The 17,291-nt window shown below is 59.7% G+C and carries 15 protein-coding genes and 1 other RNA gene; 14 read left to right on the forward strand and 2 right to left on the reverse strand.

All coding sequences use genetic code 11. The annotated features are described in order from the left end of the window. Positions 1-113: 113 nt before the first annotated feature. Together AC13QY_RS13655 and AC13QY_RS13660 are read right to left on the reverse strand one after the other, a co-directional pair. Positions 114-749 carry a LysE family translocator gene (locus AC13QY_RS13655; protein ID WP_069612548.1) on the reverse strand — a complete coding sequence of 212 codons (636 nt, stop codon included), beginning with the start codon at positions 747-749 and terminating at the stop codon, positions 114-116. Positions 750-869: 120 nt separating this feature from the next. Then, the gene (locus AC13QY_RS13660) at positions 870-2,081 is read right to left on the reverse strand and encodes a pyrophosphate--fructose-6-phosphate 1-phosphotransferase (RefSeq protein WP_488493597.1); all 1,212 of its coding nucleotides are present in this window, start codon (positions 2,079-2,081) and stop codon (positions 870-872) included. A gap of 273 nt (positions 2,082-2,354) precedes the next feature. Between AC13QY_RS13660 and AC13QY_RS13665 the strand changes: the two genes are divergently transcribed. The 14 genes from AC13QY_RS13665 (at position 2,355) to ftsW (ending at position 17,271) form a co-directional block, all read left to right on the forward strand. Further along, the gene (locus AC13QY_RS13665; protein ID WP_113332898.1) at positions 2,355-3,065 is read left to right on the forward strand and encodes a J domain-containing protein; all 711 of its coding nucleotides are present in this window, start codon (positions 2,355-2,357) and stop codon (positions 3,063-3,065) included. Continuing rightward, positions 3,062-3,823, forward strand: a complete 762-nt coding sequence (locus tag AC13QY_RS13670; RefSeq protein ID WP_113332899.1) for an N-acetylmuramoyl-L-alanine amidase — start codon at positions 3,062-3,064, stop codon at positions 3,821-3,823. The genes AC13QY_RS13665 and AC13QY_RS13670 overlap by 4 nt, the downstream gene beginning before the upstream one ends. Before the next feature lie 267 nt (positions 3,824-4,090). Next, the gene (locus AC13QY_RS13675) at positions 4,091-4,648 is read left to right on the forward strand and encodes a lytic transglycosylase domain-containing protein (protein ID WP_488493598.1); all 558 of its coding nucleotides are present in this window, start codon (positions 4,091-4,093) and stop codon (positions 4,646-4,648) included. A 78-nt stretch (positions 4,649-4,726) separates the two neighbouring features. Beyond that, a complete protein-coding gene (locus AC13QY_RS13680; protein ID WP_113333130.1) occupies positions 4,727-5,920 on the forward strand; it encodes an NAD(P)/FAD-dependent oxidoreductase in 1,194 nt (397 codons plus the stop codon). 67 nt (positions 5,921-5,987) lie between these two features. Further along, positions 5,988-6,387, forward strand: an RNA gene (rnpB, locus tag AC13QY_RS13685) — RNase P RNA component class A. A gap of 430 nt (positions 6,388-6,817) precedes the next feature. Beyond that, positions 6,818-7,258 carry a division/cell wall cluster transcriptional repressor MraZ gene (mraZ, locus tag AC13QY_RS13690; protein ID WP_488493599.1) on the forward strand — a complete coding sequence of 147 codons (441 nt, stop codon included), beginning with the start codon at positions 6,818-6,820 and terminating at the stop codon, positions 7,256-7,258. 14 nt (positions 7,259-7,272) lie between these two features. Then, positions 7,273-8,298 carry a 16S rRNA (cytosine(1402)-N(4))-methyltransferase RsmH gene (rsmH, locus tag AC13QY_RS13695; protein WP_113501218.1) on the forward strand — a complete coding sequence of 342 codons (1,026 nt, stop codon included), beginning with the start codon at positions 7,273-7,275 and terminating at the stop codon, positions 8,296-8,298. 1 nt (position 8,299) lies between these two features. Then, positions 8,300-8,821 carry a cell division protein FtsL gene (ftsL, locus tag AC13QY_RS13700; RefSeq protein WP_113332903.1) on the forward strand — a complete coding sequence of 174 codons (522 nt, stop codon included), beginning with the start codon at positions 8,300-8,302 and terminating at the stop codon, positions 8,819-8,821. Then, positions 8,821-10,575: a peptidoglycan D,D-transpeptidase FtsI family protein gene (locus AC13QY_RS13705; RefSeq protein ID WP_069612541.1), complete on the forward strand. Its 1,755-nt coding sequence runs from the start codon at positions 8,821-8,823 to the stop codon at positions 10,573-10,575. Before ftsL ends, AC13QY_RS13705 begins: the two co-directional genes overlap by 1 nt. 66 nt (positions 10,576-10,641) lie before the next feature. Beyond that, positions 10,642-12,105, forward strand: a complete 1,464-nt coding sequence (locus AC13QY_RS13710) for a UDP-N-acetylmuramoyl-L-alanyl-D-glutamate--2,6-diaminopimelate ligase (protein ID WP_113351961.1) — start codon at positions 10,642-10,644, stop codon at positions 12,103-12,105. Continuing rightward, positions 12,102-13,562, forward strand: coding sequence for a UDP-N-acetylmuramoylalanyl-D-glutamyl-2,6-diaminopimelate--D-alanyl-D-alanine ligase (locus tag AC13QY_RS13715; protein WP_113351962.1), 1,461 nt, complete (start codon positions 12,102-12,104; stop codon positions 13,560-13,562). Before AC13QY_RS13710 ends, AC13QY_RS13715 begins: the two co-directional genes overlap by 4 nt. An 11-nt stretch (positions 13,563-13,573) precedes the next feature. Further along, a complete protein-coding gene (gene mraY, locus AC13QY_RS13720) occupies positions 13,574-14,695 on the forward strand; it encodes a phospho-N-acetylmuramoyl-pentapeptide-transferase (RefSeq protein ID WP_113351963.1) in 1,122 nt (373 codons plus the stop codon). A 7-nt stretch (positions 14,696-14,702) separates the two neighbouring features. Beyond that, the gene (gene murD, locus AC13QY_RS13725) at positions 14,703-16,115 is read left to right on the forward strand and encodes a UDP-N-acetylmuramoyl-L-alanine--D-glutamate ligase (protein WP_113351964.1); all 1,413 of its coding nucleotides are present in this window, start codon (positions 14,703-14,705) and stop codon (positions 16,113-16,115) included. Position 16,116: 1 nt separating this feature from the next. Beyond that, on the forward strand, positions 16,117-17,271 hold the full coding sequence (ftsW, locus tag AC13QY_RS13730) for a putative lipid II flippase FtsW (protein WP_069612536.1): 1,155 nt from the start codon (positions 16,117-16,119) through the stop codon (positions 17,269-17,271). The last annotated feature ends 20 nt before the right edge of the window (positions 17,272-17,291 follow it).

Raw genomic sequence — 17,291 nt, forward strand, 5'->3', positions numbered from 1 at the left:
AAACCTAATTTCGATGCAATTCGGCCACAGGACCGCCAAATTCGGTCACAGGATCGATAAAATTATGAATCCCCATTAACCTATCCGTGATCGCCTCGCAACCCTGCACCGGCTCAGGCGGCCATCCGGCGGTATCCGGCGGTCACTGCGCCGGCTGCAATCAACAGGGTTCCGCCAGTTCTGTTAACGGCGCGCTGCACGCTTGCCTTGCGAATGAAGCCGCGCGCCAGGTCGGCGACAAACACGTAAATGAGTGAGTTCAGCGCCGCCAAAGTGAGGAAAGTTGCCTCCAGAATAAGCGTTTGCTGAAGAAATGGCTTCGACATGTCGAGAAATTGCGGAACGAATGCAATGAAAAAGACGATGCTCTTCGGGTTGAGAGCCGTTACAACATATGCGTGTAAGAGAATTTTTAACGGTTTTTCCTCTGGGAGATTGTCATTGTCGCCTAGAGGACCCGTCACAATCGGGGCTCTCCAGAGCTTGATTCCGAGGAAAACGAGGTAGGCTGCGCCGATCAGCTTAAGAATCGTGAATAGTGTCGCTGAAGTGGCGAGGAGGGCGCCGAGACCGGCTAGCGATGCGGTCATCGCGGTGAAATCGCCAAGCGTCACGCCCGTCACCGTTGCCAGGGCCGTCTTGCGGCCGTGGCCGAGCGCATAGGATATGACAAGGAGAATGGTCGGACCCGGTATGGCCAGCATGATGCAGGATGCGGCGGCGAAAGCGAGCCAGGTTTCGATGGACATAGAATCCTCCTCTATTCCTCTTCCGCCGTCAGCAAAGACATTGGATTTGCGATCCGTCAATCCGCCTGATTGCTAATCAGGCGGATTGGCCACCGATTAAGCCGATTGATCGCCGATCGGTCAGGCTTGTGAGTACTTCTGCCCGATATGGTCCATGACTTCGGTGAACCAGGGAGTGGCGATATCGAAGGCCTTGCCGCCCTTGATGCGCGGGAATTCGATGACGCGCAGCTTACCGCCCTGACCTTCATCATGTCCCGTGACGCCGGACACCTTGTTGAGGGCACTTTCCACCGCGAGGTCGACCATCCCCTGAATCAGGCGCAGGTCCTCGCCGTTTGCGGGGGCGGAGCGTGCGAAATAGCCCGACTTCTGTACCATGGAGCGTTCGGCGCCGATGATCGCTGCGAACTGTTTCTGAAACCAGCCGCCGACATTGATCGTGTCGATCTTTACGTGGCCGAAGGCGTCGCGCTTGACGGTTTCGCCGGAGGCTTCGCGCTCTGCAACGATTGCGTCGAGGCCCGCGCCTTCCGAAACGAACAGCGTTACCTGACCGGTCTTTTCCATGATATTGCGCAGGCGTTCGCCTTCCACCTCGATATCGAATGCCATTTCCGGCAGATAGAGGCCGTCGATGCCCTTCATCTCGGCATTCATCATGAAGCCTTCGACATATTCGTTCGCGTTGCTCTTCTGGATATAGGCGCGCGCGGTTGCCGCCGTCAGCCAGCCACAGTGGCGGCCCATCACTTCATGAATAACGAGCGTTTTCGGCGCTGCGGTCTGTTCGTTGCTGACATTGTCGAAGAAGTGAGCGCCGACTTCGGCGGCCGTCCAGGCCCCGAGGGACTGACGGATCGGCACGATGTCGTTATCAACAGTCTTCGGCAGGCCGACGACGGTCAGATCATAGCCGTTGGCGCCAAGATAGGCCGCAAGATCGGCCGCCGTCGTATTGGTGTCGTCGCCGCCGATCGTATGAAGGATAGTAACGCCGTCGGACGCCAGTCGCTCGGCTGCGACGCGCAACGGGTTTTCGCCTTCCTTGACCAGGCCGCGCTTGACGCAGTCTGCGATGTTGGTGAGCTTGACGCGGCTGTTGCCAATCGGCGAGCCGCCATAGCGATGCAGCAGATAGGCGCGCTCGCGCATGGCCTGCGTCACCTCGATGCTGTCACCCAGCAGAACCCCTTGATAGCCGGAACGATAGGCGATGATGTCGAGATCGGGCGCCACATCGCTATAGCGCTGGATCAGCCCGCCAACGGCAGACGAAAGGCAGGGCGCCAATCCACCGGCAGTGAGCATTGCGACTTTCTGTTTGGCCATGGGATCCTCCTTGCAGACAAGCTGCTTCATTTCAATGGTTGCGGTGGAATGGATGCGACAGGCAGGCAAGGGTGTAAAGTAAAGAATTTAAGAAAGCGGCGGTTTGTTTCGTCTTCAAAAGCGGGGCGGGGCGATTGGACGATAGTTCGCATTTGCAGCATCATTACCAAATTGTGAAAAGTGTTTTCGGGCTTGCGACGAATGGACTGCTTGCAATGGCAACCATTATTTGATCAAGGTGTTCTACTGTTTCAGTAGGATATAGAGACCGGCATGTCGTTCTGGGAAAAATTGCTGAATGCTATCGGTAGCACTGCCGGCAATGCCCTGTCGGCGGTGGTCGAGGCTATTCGCACCGTCTTTGAAGGCGATCCGGAAACGCGCCGTAAGGTGGCATTTTCCGTCGCCATAATCGCTCTTTCCGCCAAAATGGCGAAAGCAGACGGTGTGGTGACGGAAAACGAGGTCAACGCGTTCCGCGAGATCTTCGAATTTCCGCCCGATCAGGCGAAAAACGTCGCCCGTCTCTATAATCTGGCGCGCCAGGACGTGGCCGGTTACGAAGCCTATGCGGAGCGGCTGTCCTCCCTTTGCGCGACCTGCACGAAGAATTGCCCCGTGCTGGAAGACGTACTCGACGGTCTCTTCCATATCGCCAAGGCAGATGGCCTGATCCATGAGAAGGAAATGGATTTCCTTCAGCATGTGGCCGAAATCTTCCATATGAGCGAAGAGCGGTTCGAGCAGATCATGGCGCGCCATGTGAATGTTGGCGGCCGCGATCCCTACAAGGTGCTCGGAGTCTCGCGCCAGGACGATTTCCCGACGATCCGCCGTCGCTACCATGGCCTCGTCTACGAGAACCATCCGGATCGCCTCGTGTCGCGTGGGGTGCCGGAAGAGTTCCATGCCATTGCGAACGAACGCATGGCGGCTCTGAATGCGGCTTATGCCGAGATCGAGAAAGAACGCCGCGCAGCATGAGTGCATTCAAGGCCGATTTCGCTCGCGCCCATGTGCAGCCTTCGCCGAACCATGGCGAGAGGCGGGATGGACGTCGGCCCGATATCATCCTTTTGCATTACACCGGCATGGGGACCGCCGAAGGAGCTTTGGACTGGCTCTGTCGTCCGGAGAGCCAAGTGTCGAGCCACTATTTCGTCTTCGAGGACGGGCGGATCATGCAGCTTGTTCCCGAAGAGCGCCGAGCGTGGCATGCGGGCAAGAGTTCGTGGCATGGCGAGACCGATATCAATTCATCGTCGATCGGCATCGAGATCGCCAATGCCGGCCATCCCGGCGGACTGCCTGAATTCCCCGATGCGCAGATCGAAGCGGTGATCGAACTGTGTCGCGATTGCGGCCAACGCTGGGCAATTGCGCCTGAACGGGTGCTTGGACACTCCGATGTTGCCCCTGTGCGCAAGGTCGATCCGGGCGAGAAATTCCCGTGGGCGCGGCTGGCTGCGGCCGGTGTCGGGCACTGGGTTGAGCCGGCTTCGATCACCGGCGGGCGGTTCTTCCAGAAGGGCGATGTGGGACAGCCGATCGAAGCCTTGCAGTCGATGCTCTCGCTCTATGGCTACAGCACTGAAATAAATGGCGAATTCTCGGAAAAACTGAAGGGCGACGTTGAAGCCTTCCAACGCCATTTCCGGCAGGAGCGAGTGGACGGCATTGCCGATTTTTCGACGATCGATACGCTGCATCGCCTGCTGGCCGCGCTGCCGCGCTATTCCTGAATTCGTTCCATCCCGTTATCGGCGTTTATAGCCGGCTATAGATGCGAAAACGCGTAACACCCTGCTACGCCACAGCTTTTCCCTATTATCTCCGCATTGCATTGGTCTAACGACGCTCGCTGAACGGCGGTCGCGCCGTCTGGGTTTGTGTGTCGCGCGGCCGTAGACGACTAATGGGGACTGTGCATTCCGGCGGCTCTTTTTGCCTCCAGCCGGACGTGATGGCTTGCGCTATCCGCGGTCCCGCCCCTGGAGACAAAAGACTACATGAAAAATTTGATTGTTGCGGCTGTGGCATGCGTGGGCGTGCTGCTGGCGGGATATGATTGTGCCTCTGCAGGCGAGCGCCATGCGAAGCAGAAAACGGTTCCTCTCAAGATCGTCAGCCGCACCACCGGCTTTCCGGTTCCCAATGTTCCCGCCGAATTGCGCGACGCCGAGACCTCCTTCGCACGGCAAAATCGCTATTCCGCACTGATTGCCAAATATGCCAAGCAGAACGGCGTTGCAGTTGAACTCGCCACTGCCGTCATTCAGATCGAAAGCAATTTCAATCCGAAAACTCGTGGAAGTGCAGGCGAAATCGGCCTGATGCAGATCAAGCCGGCGACCGCCAAGCTGATGGGCTATACCGGCCGCACCAAGGGTCTCTACGATCCCGAAACGAACATCAAGTTCGGCATGAAATATCTTGCCATGGCGCAGGACCTTGGCGGCGGACCGACCTGCAACACCATTCTCAAATACAATGCCGGCCACGGCGCTACGCGCATGAATCCGATCTCGAAGCGTTATTGCGGCAAGGTGCTTGCCCTTCTGGACTGACATTCATGCCAGGATTTCGGATAGGGCGGAATCGTTTTCCGTGCTATCGAAATCGCGGCTATGGATGAGGGTTACAGCATGGCAGCGGATTTCAGGTTCATCGTCGTTGGCCGGGGCATGATGGGGGCAGCCGCTGCCCGTCACCTGGCAAACCAAACGGACGGCGTTGCCGTCATCGGACCGGATGAACCTGAAGATCGCGCCAGCCATCAGGGTGTCTTCGGCAGTCATTACGACGAGGGCCGCATCACCCGCACGATCGATCCGGACACGAACTGGGCCCGTCTCGCAAACCGTTCGATCAGCCGCTATGCGGATATCGAACGGGATAGCGGCATTCAATTCTATGCTCCGGTCGGCTGCCTTGTTGTCGGGCCGGAGCGGGGCGGTGAAATAGCTTATGTCGGCGATGTCGTGGAAGCGGCCAGGCGGCTCGGCGTGCAAACCGATATCCTCGATGATGCCGAGCTCAAGGTGAAGTTTCCCTTCTTCTCCTTCGCATCGGGAAGCGAAGGGGTCTTCGAACCGCATGGGGCCGGCCATATCAGCCCGCGCCGGCTGGTCAAGGCACAATCCCTGCTGGCGGAAAAGGCAGGCGCGCGCGTCATCAAGCAGACGGCGCTGTCGATCCGCGACGAGGGCGGCCTAGCTGTCGTGACGACCGCCGAGGGCGAGACATTCAGCGCCGAAAAGATATTGCTCGCTGCCGGCGGTTTCTCCATTGCCGAGAATCTCTTGCCGCGACCTGTTGAGATGAAGGTTTATGGCCGCACGATCACTTTCTTCGAGGTGAGCGAGGCGGAAGCTCAAGCCCTTTCCGGCATGCCATCGCTGATATCGAAGGCGGCTGATGATTTGGACAGCATCTATATGCTGCCGCCGATCCGCTATCCGGACGGCAAATATTACATGAAGATCGGTGGCGATCCCGATGATTTGCAATTCACGACCGAGGCGGAGCTGCGTGCCTGGTTCCGCACCGCCGGCCGCGACAAGGCTCGCGAGCATCTGGTGCGGATATTCCATAGGCTCGTTCCCGGCGTGAGGCGGCCGCCGGCTTTCACCAATTCCTGTGCCGTCTCCTATTCGCCAACGGGCTATCCCATGATCGGCTATACCTCTTCACCGCGTGTTGCGGTTCTGACGGGTGGCTGCGGTACAGCCGCCAAGAGTTCCGATGAAATCGGACGGCTCGGGGCGGAACTGCTGCTTACAGGCCGAATCAAGGACGAAGGCTACAGCACGGATTTCTCAGCGCATTTCCGCAACTGACATCCGCTCTTCACAAACCAGCATATTTCGGTGGCAATTGCGGGCGGTCTCGGTTAATGAGCCTGTGCCAGTTGGCCGGGCAGCCGCGCTTCATCAATGCCGAAAGGCGATGGGGTGAGGAAAGTCCGGGCTCCACGGAAACACGGTGCCGGATAACGTCCGGCGGGGGCAACCTCAGGGAAAGTGCCACAGAAAGCAAACCGCCCGATCTTCGGATCGGGTAAGGGTGAAAGGGTGGGGTAAGAGCCCACCGCGTCTCTGGCAACAGCGACGGCACGGAAAACCCCACCGGGAGCAAAACCGAATAGGGATGACACGGAGCGCGCAAGCGCTCCAGCCTGTTTCCGGGCCGGTCATCCGGGTGGGTTGCACGAGGCGTCGCGCAAGCGGCGTCCCAGATGAATGGCTGCCACGTTCCGGTCTTGGCCGGAGCCATACAGAACCCGGCTTACAGGCCAACTGGCAAATCATCGCGTCACTTCGGGCGGCGCGTTCAACGCTTCCGCCAAATAATTTTCGAAGCTGCCGAATGCCCTGCATTTCAACGCCTTCAGCCCTCGATAGGCGAGGGTTTTAACCTGTGAAAACAATCCGTTTCGGGACGTATCCTGAAGCCGATCCTAACCTTTCGTTAAACTTAACGTCTTATGAATATTCAGGCTGCGGCCACGTCTGACGTGGCTTCATCCCATTGACGCCCATATGGTCCCATGGTATCCCAAAAGAACACTGCACAAGGGCAAATCAGAGCCCAATTATCGCAAAGCCATGATTGCTCCCGTTCTGGGAGTGTCGAAGGGGTGTCGGCTCTTTTGGCTTGCGAAGCTGTGTCCGATTTTGGCTATGCCTGTAAGCGAGTAGCGGCTTGCGGGTCATGGGGGACGGGTGTTTCGCGTCATGAACCGCTTCCTGTCAAATGCGACCAACCGGATCGATTCCAAGGGGCGGGTTTCCGTGCCGGCGGCGTTTCGTTCTGTGTTGGTCGAGCGCAATATCCAGGAGCTGTACTGCTTTCAGGATTTTGTGTTTCCGGCGATCAGCGTCGGTGGTCTCGATCTGCTCGATCGCTTCGAGCGGCAGATTGCGACGGACGATCCGTTTTCGCCGGCGGCAAACCAGATGTCGCTCCTCATTCACGGGGGCGGGGTCTTCATGAAGCTCGATGCGGAAGGGCGGCTGATGGTCACGGATTTCATTCGCGACTTCACCGGGATCGCAAGCGAAGTAACCTTCGTCGGTCGGGCGGATCATTTTCAATTGTGGCGACCGGAGGCCTTCTTGGCCTTGCAGTCGCAGGCACGAGAGGAGCGCAGGCTGGCGGGCGGGCGCTCGGAATAGAGCGGGGAAGCGGAATGGCGGCGAATTCAGGCGGAGGTTCTTCTGATGCCGGTGGCGGACCGGTTCGTCACATTCCGGTTCTTCTTCGCGAGGTGTTGGAGGCGCTGGCTCCGGCGCCTGGCAAGGTCATCCTCGATGGAACGTTCGGGGCTGGCGGCTATACCTCAGCCATCCTTAAGGCTGGCGCCAATGTGATCGCGCTTGATCGCGATCCGACAGCGATTGCTGCAGGGCAGGCGCTCGTTTCCGCCCATGCTGGCCATCTCAAGCTCATTCAATCGCAGTTTTCTCAGTTGGTCGAGCATGCTCCTGAAGGCGGTCTCGATGGCGTCGTGCTCGATATCGGCGTCTCCTCCATGCAGCTCGATGAGGCCGAGCGCGGTTTTTCCTTCAGCAAAAACGGCCCGCTTGACATGCGTATGTCGGCGAGCGGTGTCTCGGCCGCCGATGTCGTCAATCGCGCCAAGCTTGCCGATCTCATTCGTATCTTCGTGTTTCTGGGCGAGGAAAAGCAGGCGCCGCGCATCGCTCACGCGATCGAGAAACGGCGCGCGGAGGCTCCTTTCGTGACGACGCGCGATCTGGCCGGGTTGATCGAGGTCGTGACGCCGAGAAAGGCGAAGGACAAGATTCATCCGGCGACGCGGGTCTTTCAGGCCCTGCGGATTTTCGTCAATGACGAGCTCGGTGAGCTGGCTCAGGCATTGTTTGCAGCTGAGCGCGCCCTCAAGCCCGGCGGGCGCCTTGTCGTCGTGACCTTCCATTCACTTGAAGATCGGATCGTCAAGAAGTTCTTCGCCGACCGTTCGGGTCGTGCTGCCGGATCGCGTCACATGCCGATCGTGAATGAGCGGCCCGCCACTTTCGAGCCGGTCGGCAAATCGATGATTTCTGCGAGCGCTTCCGAAGCGGAAGCCAATCCGCGCGCTCGTTCGGCCAAGTTGCGTGCGGGGGTTCGCACCTTGGCTCCGGCAGAGGCGGCAGATCTTTCGATCTTCGATCTGCCCAGTCTCGCCAGTCTTGGAAAGCTTGGGGGCTAAAATGCTGAAGACTTTTGACATTGTGCTGATCGGCGTCATGACGGCTATGGCCAGCGTGACCTATACGATCAAGCATCGTGCCGAGCTGAAGCTGGAAGAGGTTCGCCGCCTCGAATCCGAAATCAAGCTTGAGAGGGATACGATCGATCTCCTCAAGGCGGACTGGGCACTGGTTTCTCAGCCGAACCGGCTCGAACGCCTCGTCAACACCTACAACAGCGAACTTCAGCTGCAGCCGACGCTCTCGACGGCGATCGTTCAGCCGAGCGAATTGCCGATGTTGCGCTCGCAGCTTCCGCCGCCGACGGTAACGGCCTCCAACGATCCGAAGAGCGGCAAGGCAGGCGGTGCCAAGAGCGGCGCATCGGTGGCCTCGAGCAACGGCGATACGACGGATGCTCAGATCAGGAAGGCCATCGCCGATGTCGCAGCCGCTCCGGCGCCGCGACCGAAACCGCCTGCTCTTGCCAAGCGCAAGAAGCCGGATGTCGACAACATGGCAACGGGATCGGTGAGGGATTAATGTCTTTTCTTTCGCGCATCATGGTCCTGAAGAGCAAGGCCCATTTCTCCACGGACGGCAACAACCGCCCAAGCGACGGCTTTTCTCGTTCGAGCTTTGAAGGCGTGCGCAAGCGCAAGTCCAGTCAGGCAAAGAGCCGCGTCGTCCTGTTGGTCGCAAGCTTCGTCGCCGTCTATTGCGTGATCGGCGGCCGGCTTGTCCAATTCGCCATGACATTGCCTGAGATGACGTCAAGCATTCTGCCTCCGGATCGTCTGATGGCCTCGCGTCCTGATATCGTCGACCGTAATGGCGCCCTGCTGGCAACCGACATCCGCACGGTCTCGCTGTTTGCCGAGCCGAACAAGATCATCGACGCGGACGAAGCCGTCGAGGAATTGCGCAAGGTTCTGCCGGATCTCGATACCAAATCCACCTACAAGAAGCTTTCGGCGAAATCCTCGCACTTTGCCTGGCTCCGTCGGCAGCTGACGCCGAAGCAGCAGAACCAGATTTTGGCGCTCGGCATTCCCGGCATCGGCTTCCGTCCGGAGAAGCGCCGCTTCTATCCGGGCGGCACGACCGCTCCCCATATTCTCGGCTACGTCAATATCGACAATCGCGGCGTTGCGGGCATGGAGAAATATATCGACGACCAGGGGCTCGCCGACCTCGCTGCTGCGGGCATGACCAACGATCAGCCGCTGCAGCCGGTGAAGCTTTCGATCGATCTGCGCGTACAAGGCATCGTTCGCGATGCGGTCGTTAATGCCGTCAAGAATTTCCAGGCCAAGGGCGCAGGTGCCGCAGTCCTCGACGTTCACACCGGCGAGGTTCTCGGTATGGCCTCGGCTCCGGACTTCGATCCGAACTATCCGAACGAGGGCGCCACGGAAGGCTGGCTCAATCGCATGACAAATGGCACATTCGAAATGGGGTCGACCTTCAAGACCTTCACCATGGCCATGGCGCTGGATGATGGCAAGGTGACGTTGCGTGATGCCTTCGATGCCACCAATCCGATTCGCATCGGTGGCTTTACCATCAAGGATTTCCACGGTCAGCGGCGCGTTTTGACGGTTCCCGAAATTTTCCAGTACTCCTCGAACATCGGCACGGCCAAGATCGCCGATCTTGTCGGGATCGAGGGGCATAAGGAGTTCCTTACCCGTATCGGCCTGCTCACGAAGATGCAGACCGAGTTGCCCGAAGTGAAGATGCCGTCGCAGCCACGGGTCTGGAAGAAGATCAATTCTATCACGATCTCTTTCGGCCACGGCGTCTCGACGACGCCCTTGCAGACAGCCGTTGCGGGAGCAGCGCTCGTCAACGGCGGCAAGCTGATAGAACCGACCTTCCTGCCGCGCACGCGCGACCAGGCCGATGCCATCGCCAAGATGGTCGTCAAGAAGAGTACCAGTGATGACGTGCGCTTCCTGCTCGAGTTCAACGGCACCAGGGGCTCGGGTCGCAACGCCCGCGTTCCCGGCTACAATGTCGGCAGCAAGACCGGCACGGCCGATAAGGTGGTCAACGGCCGGTATTCCAATACGCTGAACTTCAATACCTTCATGGCCGTGTTTCCGATCGACAATCCGCAATATATCGTCATGACGTTCATCGATGAGCCGAAGAGCGGCGAGCGCGGCGGTGGGACGATTTCGGCCTTCACGGCATTGCCGATCGCGCGTGACATCGTCGCTCGCGCGGCGCCAATTCTCGGGGTACAGCCCAGTTTTGGAAAAGATGACTCGGCCTTGCTGGCGTCTTATTAAGCGTGAAAGAATACACACGTCGATTCGCGAGGGGCGGACTGATCGAGAAGGCGAAAAGTACATTCGATGAACTTGCGGGATATTGCCGGAAATGAGTTTCCGGAACTCAACACACATATTGGCGGAGCGCTTGGCGATCTTGAGATAAGCGGGATCTCCGCCGACAGCCGTAAAGTGGCGCCAGGCATGGCCTTTGTTGCCGTTGCCGGCACGAAGGCGGATGGAGCAAGTTTCATTGCCGATGCCGTTTCGCGCGGTGCTTCCGTTATCGTTGCGGGTCACTTGGCTGATGCCGGTAATGTGCCGCTGCTGCAGGTTGACGAGCCGCGCCGGTTCCTCGCTGTCGCCGCTTCCCGTTTTTACGGGCGCCAGCCGGAAACCATGGTGGCGGTGACGGGAACTGCGGGCAAGACCTCCGTTGCTTCTTTCACGCGCCAGATCTGGGCATATGCCGGCCATCCGGCCGCCATGATCGGCACGACGGGCGTCGTTTCACCGACCCGCAACGAATATGGCGCGCTGACGACGCCCGATCCGGTGTCGTTGCACAAGTTGCTGGCCGAACTGGCGGACGAGGGCGTTACCCATGCGGCGATGGAAGCATCCAGCCACGGCCTCGACCAGTTCCGGCTCGACGGCGTGAAGCTTGCTGCTGCTGCCTTCACCAATCTCGGCCGCGATCACATGGATTACCATCCGACGGTCGAGGACTATATGGCGGCCAAGATGCGGCTGTTCCGCGATTTGCTGCCGAAGGGTTCGCCAGCTGTTATCTTTGCCGATGACGCCTGGTCTGCGCAGGCGATTGCCGCCGCCAGAGACGCTGGGCATGATGTCCGCACCGTCGGGCGCAAGGGCGATTTCCTGACGCTGAAGCGCGTCGAGCATTTTCGCCACAAGCAGATCGCCGAGGTCCATGTTGGCGACGATATCTTCGAAGTTCATATCCCGCTTGCCGGAGATTTCCAGATCGCCAATGCGCTGGTCGCGGCCGGCCTCGCCATTTCGACGGGTGTTGCCGCACCGGTTGCCATGGCAGCGCTCGAAAAGCTCGTCGGTGCGTCCGGCCGCCTGGAGCTGGTCGGTCATACGCATGACGGCGCGCTCGCCTATGTCGACTATGCTCACAAGCCGGATGCGCTGGAAAACGTCCTGAATTCGGTGCGGCCGTTTACGACGGGCCGGGTCATCGTCCTCTTCGGCTGTGGCGGCGACCGCGATCGCGGCAAGCGTCCGATCATGGGTGAGATCGCCTGCCGTCTGGCCGATGTCGTCATTGTCACCGACGACAACCCGCGCTCTGAGGATCCGGCGGCGATCCGCTCGGAGATCATGGCGGCTGCCGCTTGCGCGACGGAGATCGGCGATCGCGCCGAAGCGATCCGCAAGGCTGTCGGCCTACTGAAATCCGGCGACACGCTGATCGTTGCCGGCAAGGGGCATGAGGAAGGTCAGACGATCGGCAGTGTAACGCTGCCGTTCTCCGATCATGCCGAATTGCGCAAAGCATTGGAGGATTTGAAGTCTTGAGCTGGCTATGGACAACTGAGGATCTGATCGCTGCAATCTCCGGCCGCTCTTTCGGAGTGCTGCCTGAGGGCATTACGGGCATTTCCATAGACAGTCGTTCCATCAAGCCGGGCGAAGCCTTTTTCGCCATCAAGGGCGATCGCGTCGATGGTCATGACTATGCCAATATCGCTATGGCGAACGGCGCCGCTTTCATCGTGATCAGTGAGGCACGCTTGCCTGCGATGGGCGGCCTGGCCGTGCCGAAGGTGGTCGTCGATGACGTCTTGGCGGCGCTTGCGCGGCTCGGTGTTGCCGCCCGCAAGCGCACGCAGGCGAAGATTATCGCCGTCACCGGTTCGGTCGGCAAGACGACGACTAAAGAGATGCTGCGCCGCGCGCTGACGCCTTCGGGCAAGGTGCATGCCTCCGTTGCTTCCTTCAACAATCATTGGGGCGTGCCGCTGACATTGGCTCGCATGCCTGAGGATACCGATTTCGGCGTTTTCGAGATCGGTATGAACCATCCCGAAGAGATTAGGCCGCTGGTCAAGATGGTGCAGCCGCATGTCGCGATCATCACCACAATTGCGCCGGCCCATCTCGGCAATTTCAACAGCATCACCGAGATTGCTGCCGCAAAGGCGGAGATATTCGACGGTGTCGTGCCGGGCGGTCATGCCATTCTCAATCACGACAACGATCAGTTCGAGATGCTGGAGAAGGCTGCCATGGCGGCCGGCATCGAGCACATCCATAGCTTCGGCCAGCATGCGAAGGCCGATGTGCGCCTCGCCGAATTCAATGCTTCGGAAGAGAATTCGACGCTTTGGCTGACGATCGGCGGCGAGACCATGGAAGTGGCGCTTGGCGCCCCTGGTCGTCATATCGCGGAAAACGCGCTTGCCGTGCTGGGCGCCGTCATGCTCGTGGAGGCCGATCTCGATCAAGCGGTCGATGCGCTGGCCGACCTGCAGCCGGAAAAGGGCAGGGGCCAACGCCACAAGCGCGCGATCGGCAACGGCTACTTCACGCTGATCGACGAAAGCTACAACGCCAATCCTGCCTCCATGCGCGCGGCCATCGCGTTGCTGGCGACGACATCGCCGCATGCCGGACCAGGCGGACGGGTGGGCAGGCGGATCGCTATGCTCGGCGACATGTTGGAAATGGGGGATTATGCCCAGCGCGTGCATGCCAACCTTGCCGGGCCGCTGCTTGCGGCTGGCATCGAGCATGTCTGGCTGGCTGGTCCGGAGATGGCGGCTTTGCGGGATGAGCTGCCGGAAAGTGTTCATGTCGAATATCACGAGACGACTGAGGAGCTCTCGGAATTCGCGCTCAATTCTGTCGCCCCCGGCGATGTCTTGATGGTGAAATCGTCGCTTGGAATGGGGTTCGGAAAGATCGTCGCGGGCTTGCTTGACAAATTTCCCGCATTTTCCGACACGGGCCCCCACACCCATCAGGGGCTTTAGAAAGGGCTCTTATGCTGATCTGGCTTGCCGAACTGTCGGACCATATTCATTTTTTCAGTACCCACTTCAGATTCCTCAATCTGTTCAGATACATCACGTTCCGTACCGGCGGTGCCCTGTTCACGTCAGCGTTGATCGTTTTTCTCTTCGGGCCGCGAATCATCTCCTCCCTGCGCGTGCGTCAAGGCAAAGGGCAGCCGATCCGCGCTGATGGTCCGCAGACCCATTTCAAGAAGGCCGGCACCCCGACCATGGGCGGCCTGATGATCCTGGCGGGTATCGTAGTCTCGTCGCTGCTGTGGGCTGATCTTGCCAATGTCTACGTCGTCGCCACCTTGCTTGTGACGCTCGGTTTCGGTGCCATTGGCTTCTACGACGATTATCTCAAGGTCACGAAGCAGAGCGACAAGGGCTTTTCCGGCCGCGCACGACTCGGCATCGAATTCGTGATTGCCGCGATTGCCGTCTATTTCATGATGACGACGGCGCTGTCCTCCGGTCCTGCCGGCTCCACCTTCGGCTCGTCGGTCGCCTTCCCCTTCTTCAAGAACTTGCTGCTGAATCTCGGCATGTTCTTTGTATTTTTTGGCGCTTTCGTCATTGTTGCCGCCGGTAACGCCGTCAACCTGACGGACGGCCTGGATGGGCTGGCGATCGTGCCTGTGATGATTGCCGCGGCCTCCTTCGGCATCATCGCCTACCTCGCCGGCAACTTCGTCTTTGCCGACTATCTCGCGATCAATTTCGTGCCTGGAACGGGCGAACTGGCTGTCGTCCTTGGTGCTGTCATCGGCGCCGGCCTCGGTTTCCTCTGGTTCAACGCGCCGCCAGCCGCAATCTTCATGGGCGATACTGGTTCGCTGGCTCTCGGCGGCATGATCGGCTCCGTTGCCGTCGCCACCAAACACGAGATCGTCATGGCGATCATCGGCGGTCTCTTCGTGCTTGAGGCGCTTTCCGTCATCATTCAAGTCGGCTTCTTCAAGATGACGAAGCGTCGCGTCTTCCTGATGGCGCCGATCCACCATCACTTCGAAAAGAAGGGCTGGACGGAGAGCCAGGTCGTCGTGCGTTTCTGGATCGTCGCCGTCATTCTCGCGATGATCGGCCTTTCCACCCTGAAGCTGCGGTGAGGCGTCGATGATTCCGGTCTCCACGCTGAACGGAAAGAAGGTCGCTCTCTTCGGCCTTGGCGGCTCCGGTTTTGCCACGGCACACGCGCTCGTTGCCGGCGGCGCCGATGTCACGGCCTGGGACGACAATCCGGACAGCGTGGCTAAGGCGGCTGCCGAGGGAATAGCGGTTGCCGATCTCAGGACGATCGACTGGAACAGCCTGTCGGTTTTCGTGCTGTCGCCCGGCGTGCCACTGACGCACCCGAAGCCGCACTGGACCGTCGATCTTGCCCATGCCGCCAGTGTTGAGATTATCGGCGATGTCGAGCTTTTCGTCAGGGAGCGGCGGGCACATGCCCCGGATTGCCCTTTCATCGCGATCACCGGCACGAATGGCAAATCGACGACGACGGCGCTGATCGCCCATATCCTGCAATCGAGCGGGCGGGACACGCAGCTCGGCGGCAATATCGGTACGGCGGTGCTGACGCTCGATCCGCCGAAATCCGGACGTTTCTACGTCGTCGAATGCTCCTCCTATCAGATCGATCTGGCGCCGACGCTCAACCCGTCCGCCGGCATCCTGCTAAACCTGACGCCCGATCATCTCGATCGCCATGGCACGATGCAACATTACGCTGACATCAAGGAGCGGCTTGTCGCGGGCAGCGATGTCGCCGTCGTCGGCGTCGATGACAGCTATTCCTCCCTGATCGCCGACCGTATCGAGCGAGCCGGCGGCAAGGTCACGCGAATTTCGCGCCGGCATGCCCTAGCGGATGGCCTCTATGCCGAGGGCAGCCGTATCCTGCAGGCATCGAACGGTGCGGCAAGCGAGATCACCGATCTCGATGGTATCCAGACCTTGCGCGGCGGCCATAACGCACAGAACGCAGCCGCGGCGATTGCCGCCTGCCTCGCCGTCGGCATTTCTGCCGAGGAGATCCGGGCCGGACTGAAATCCTTCCCCGGCCTCAAGCATCGCATGCAGCCGGTGGGAAGGCGCGGCCGGATCGTCTTCGTCAACGATTCCAAGGCGACCAATGCGGATGCGGCAGCCCCCGCGCTTTCGAGCTACGAAAATATCTACTGGATCGCGGGCGGTCTGCCGAAGGAGGGTGGCATCACCAGTCTGGCGCCGCTCTTTCCGCGTATCGCCAAGGCCTATCTGATCGGTGAGGCGGCACCCGCCTTTGCGGCAACACTTGGCGATCAGGTTCCTTATGAGATTTCCGGCACGCTGGAACGCGCCGTGGCACATGCTGCCGCGGACGCGGACAGGGATGAACGGGAGTCCGCAGCGGTGATGCTGTCACCGGCTTGCGCAAGCTTCGATCAGTACAAGAATTTCGAGGTCAGAGGCGACGCCTTCGTCAGCCATGTCGCGGCGATCGACGGCGTCACCATGCTGATCGGTTCAGCAACTGGAGGCAAGTGATATGGTAAGCCGCGTTGAACGTGGGGCCTTGGCCGAATGGTTCTGGACCATCGACCGCGTGTTTCTCGCCCTTTTCATCCTCTTGATCGGCATCGGCTTCATGCTGTCCTTCGCGGCTTCACCGGCGGTGGCGGAGCGTATCGGGCTTGAGCCGTTCCATTTCGTCAAGCGCCACGCCCTGTTCCTCATACCGGCGATCGCGGCGATGATCGGCATTTCCTTCATGACGCCCCGACAGGTGCGACGGACCGCCGTCATCCTGCTGATCGTATCGCTGGCGATGATGCTTTTCGCGCTTTTCTTCGGCATCGAGGTCAAGGGCTCGCGGCGCTGGGTGAATATCGCGGCCTTGTCGATCCAGCCTTCGGAATTCATGAAGCCGGCTTTCGTCGTCGTCTGCGCCTGGCTGTTTTCCGAACATGCACGTCAGCCGGAAATTCCGGGTAATCTCTTCGCCATCATCCTCTTTGGCATCGTCGTCGCTTTGCTCGTCGCGCAGCCTGACCTTGGCCAGACGATCCTGACGACCGCCGTCTGGGGCGGCATGTTCTTCATGGCCGGCATGCCCTGGCTGTGGATCATCGTGCTCGGCGGCCTCGGCGCGGGCGGTTTCGTCACGGCCTATTATGTCTTCGATCACGTGGCGCAACGCGTGAACAAGTTTCTGACGGGCGAGGGCGATACGTTCCAGGTCGACACCGCCAAGGAAGCGATCGTCCATGGCAACTGGTTCGGCGTCGGTCCTGGCGAGGGCATCGTCAAGCGTATCATTCCGGACGCCCATACCGACTTCATCTTCTCGGTGGCGGCCGAAGAGTTCGGTGCCATCTTCTGCATCGTGCTCGTGCTGATCTTCGCCTTCCTCGTGTTGCGCGGCCTGTCGCATGCCTACAAGGAGAAGAACGACTTCAACCGTTTTGCCGTCGCCGGTCTGGTGCTGCAGATCGGCATCCAATCGATCATCAACATCGGCGTGAACCTGCAGCTGCTGCCGGCCAAGGGCATGACGCTGCCGCTGATTTCCTACGGCGGTTCGTCGATGACCGCGATCTGCGTGACGGCAGGCTTCATTCTGGCGCTGACGCGTCACAGGCCGGAAAAGCGTGCGCAGGACCGGACCATGTTCCGCGTGACGCACGGATTGCCGGCGGAGTGATCGTCTTGGGACTACCGGCC

Source organism: Martinezella sp. CNPSo 3795 (genome assembly GCF_057784475.1).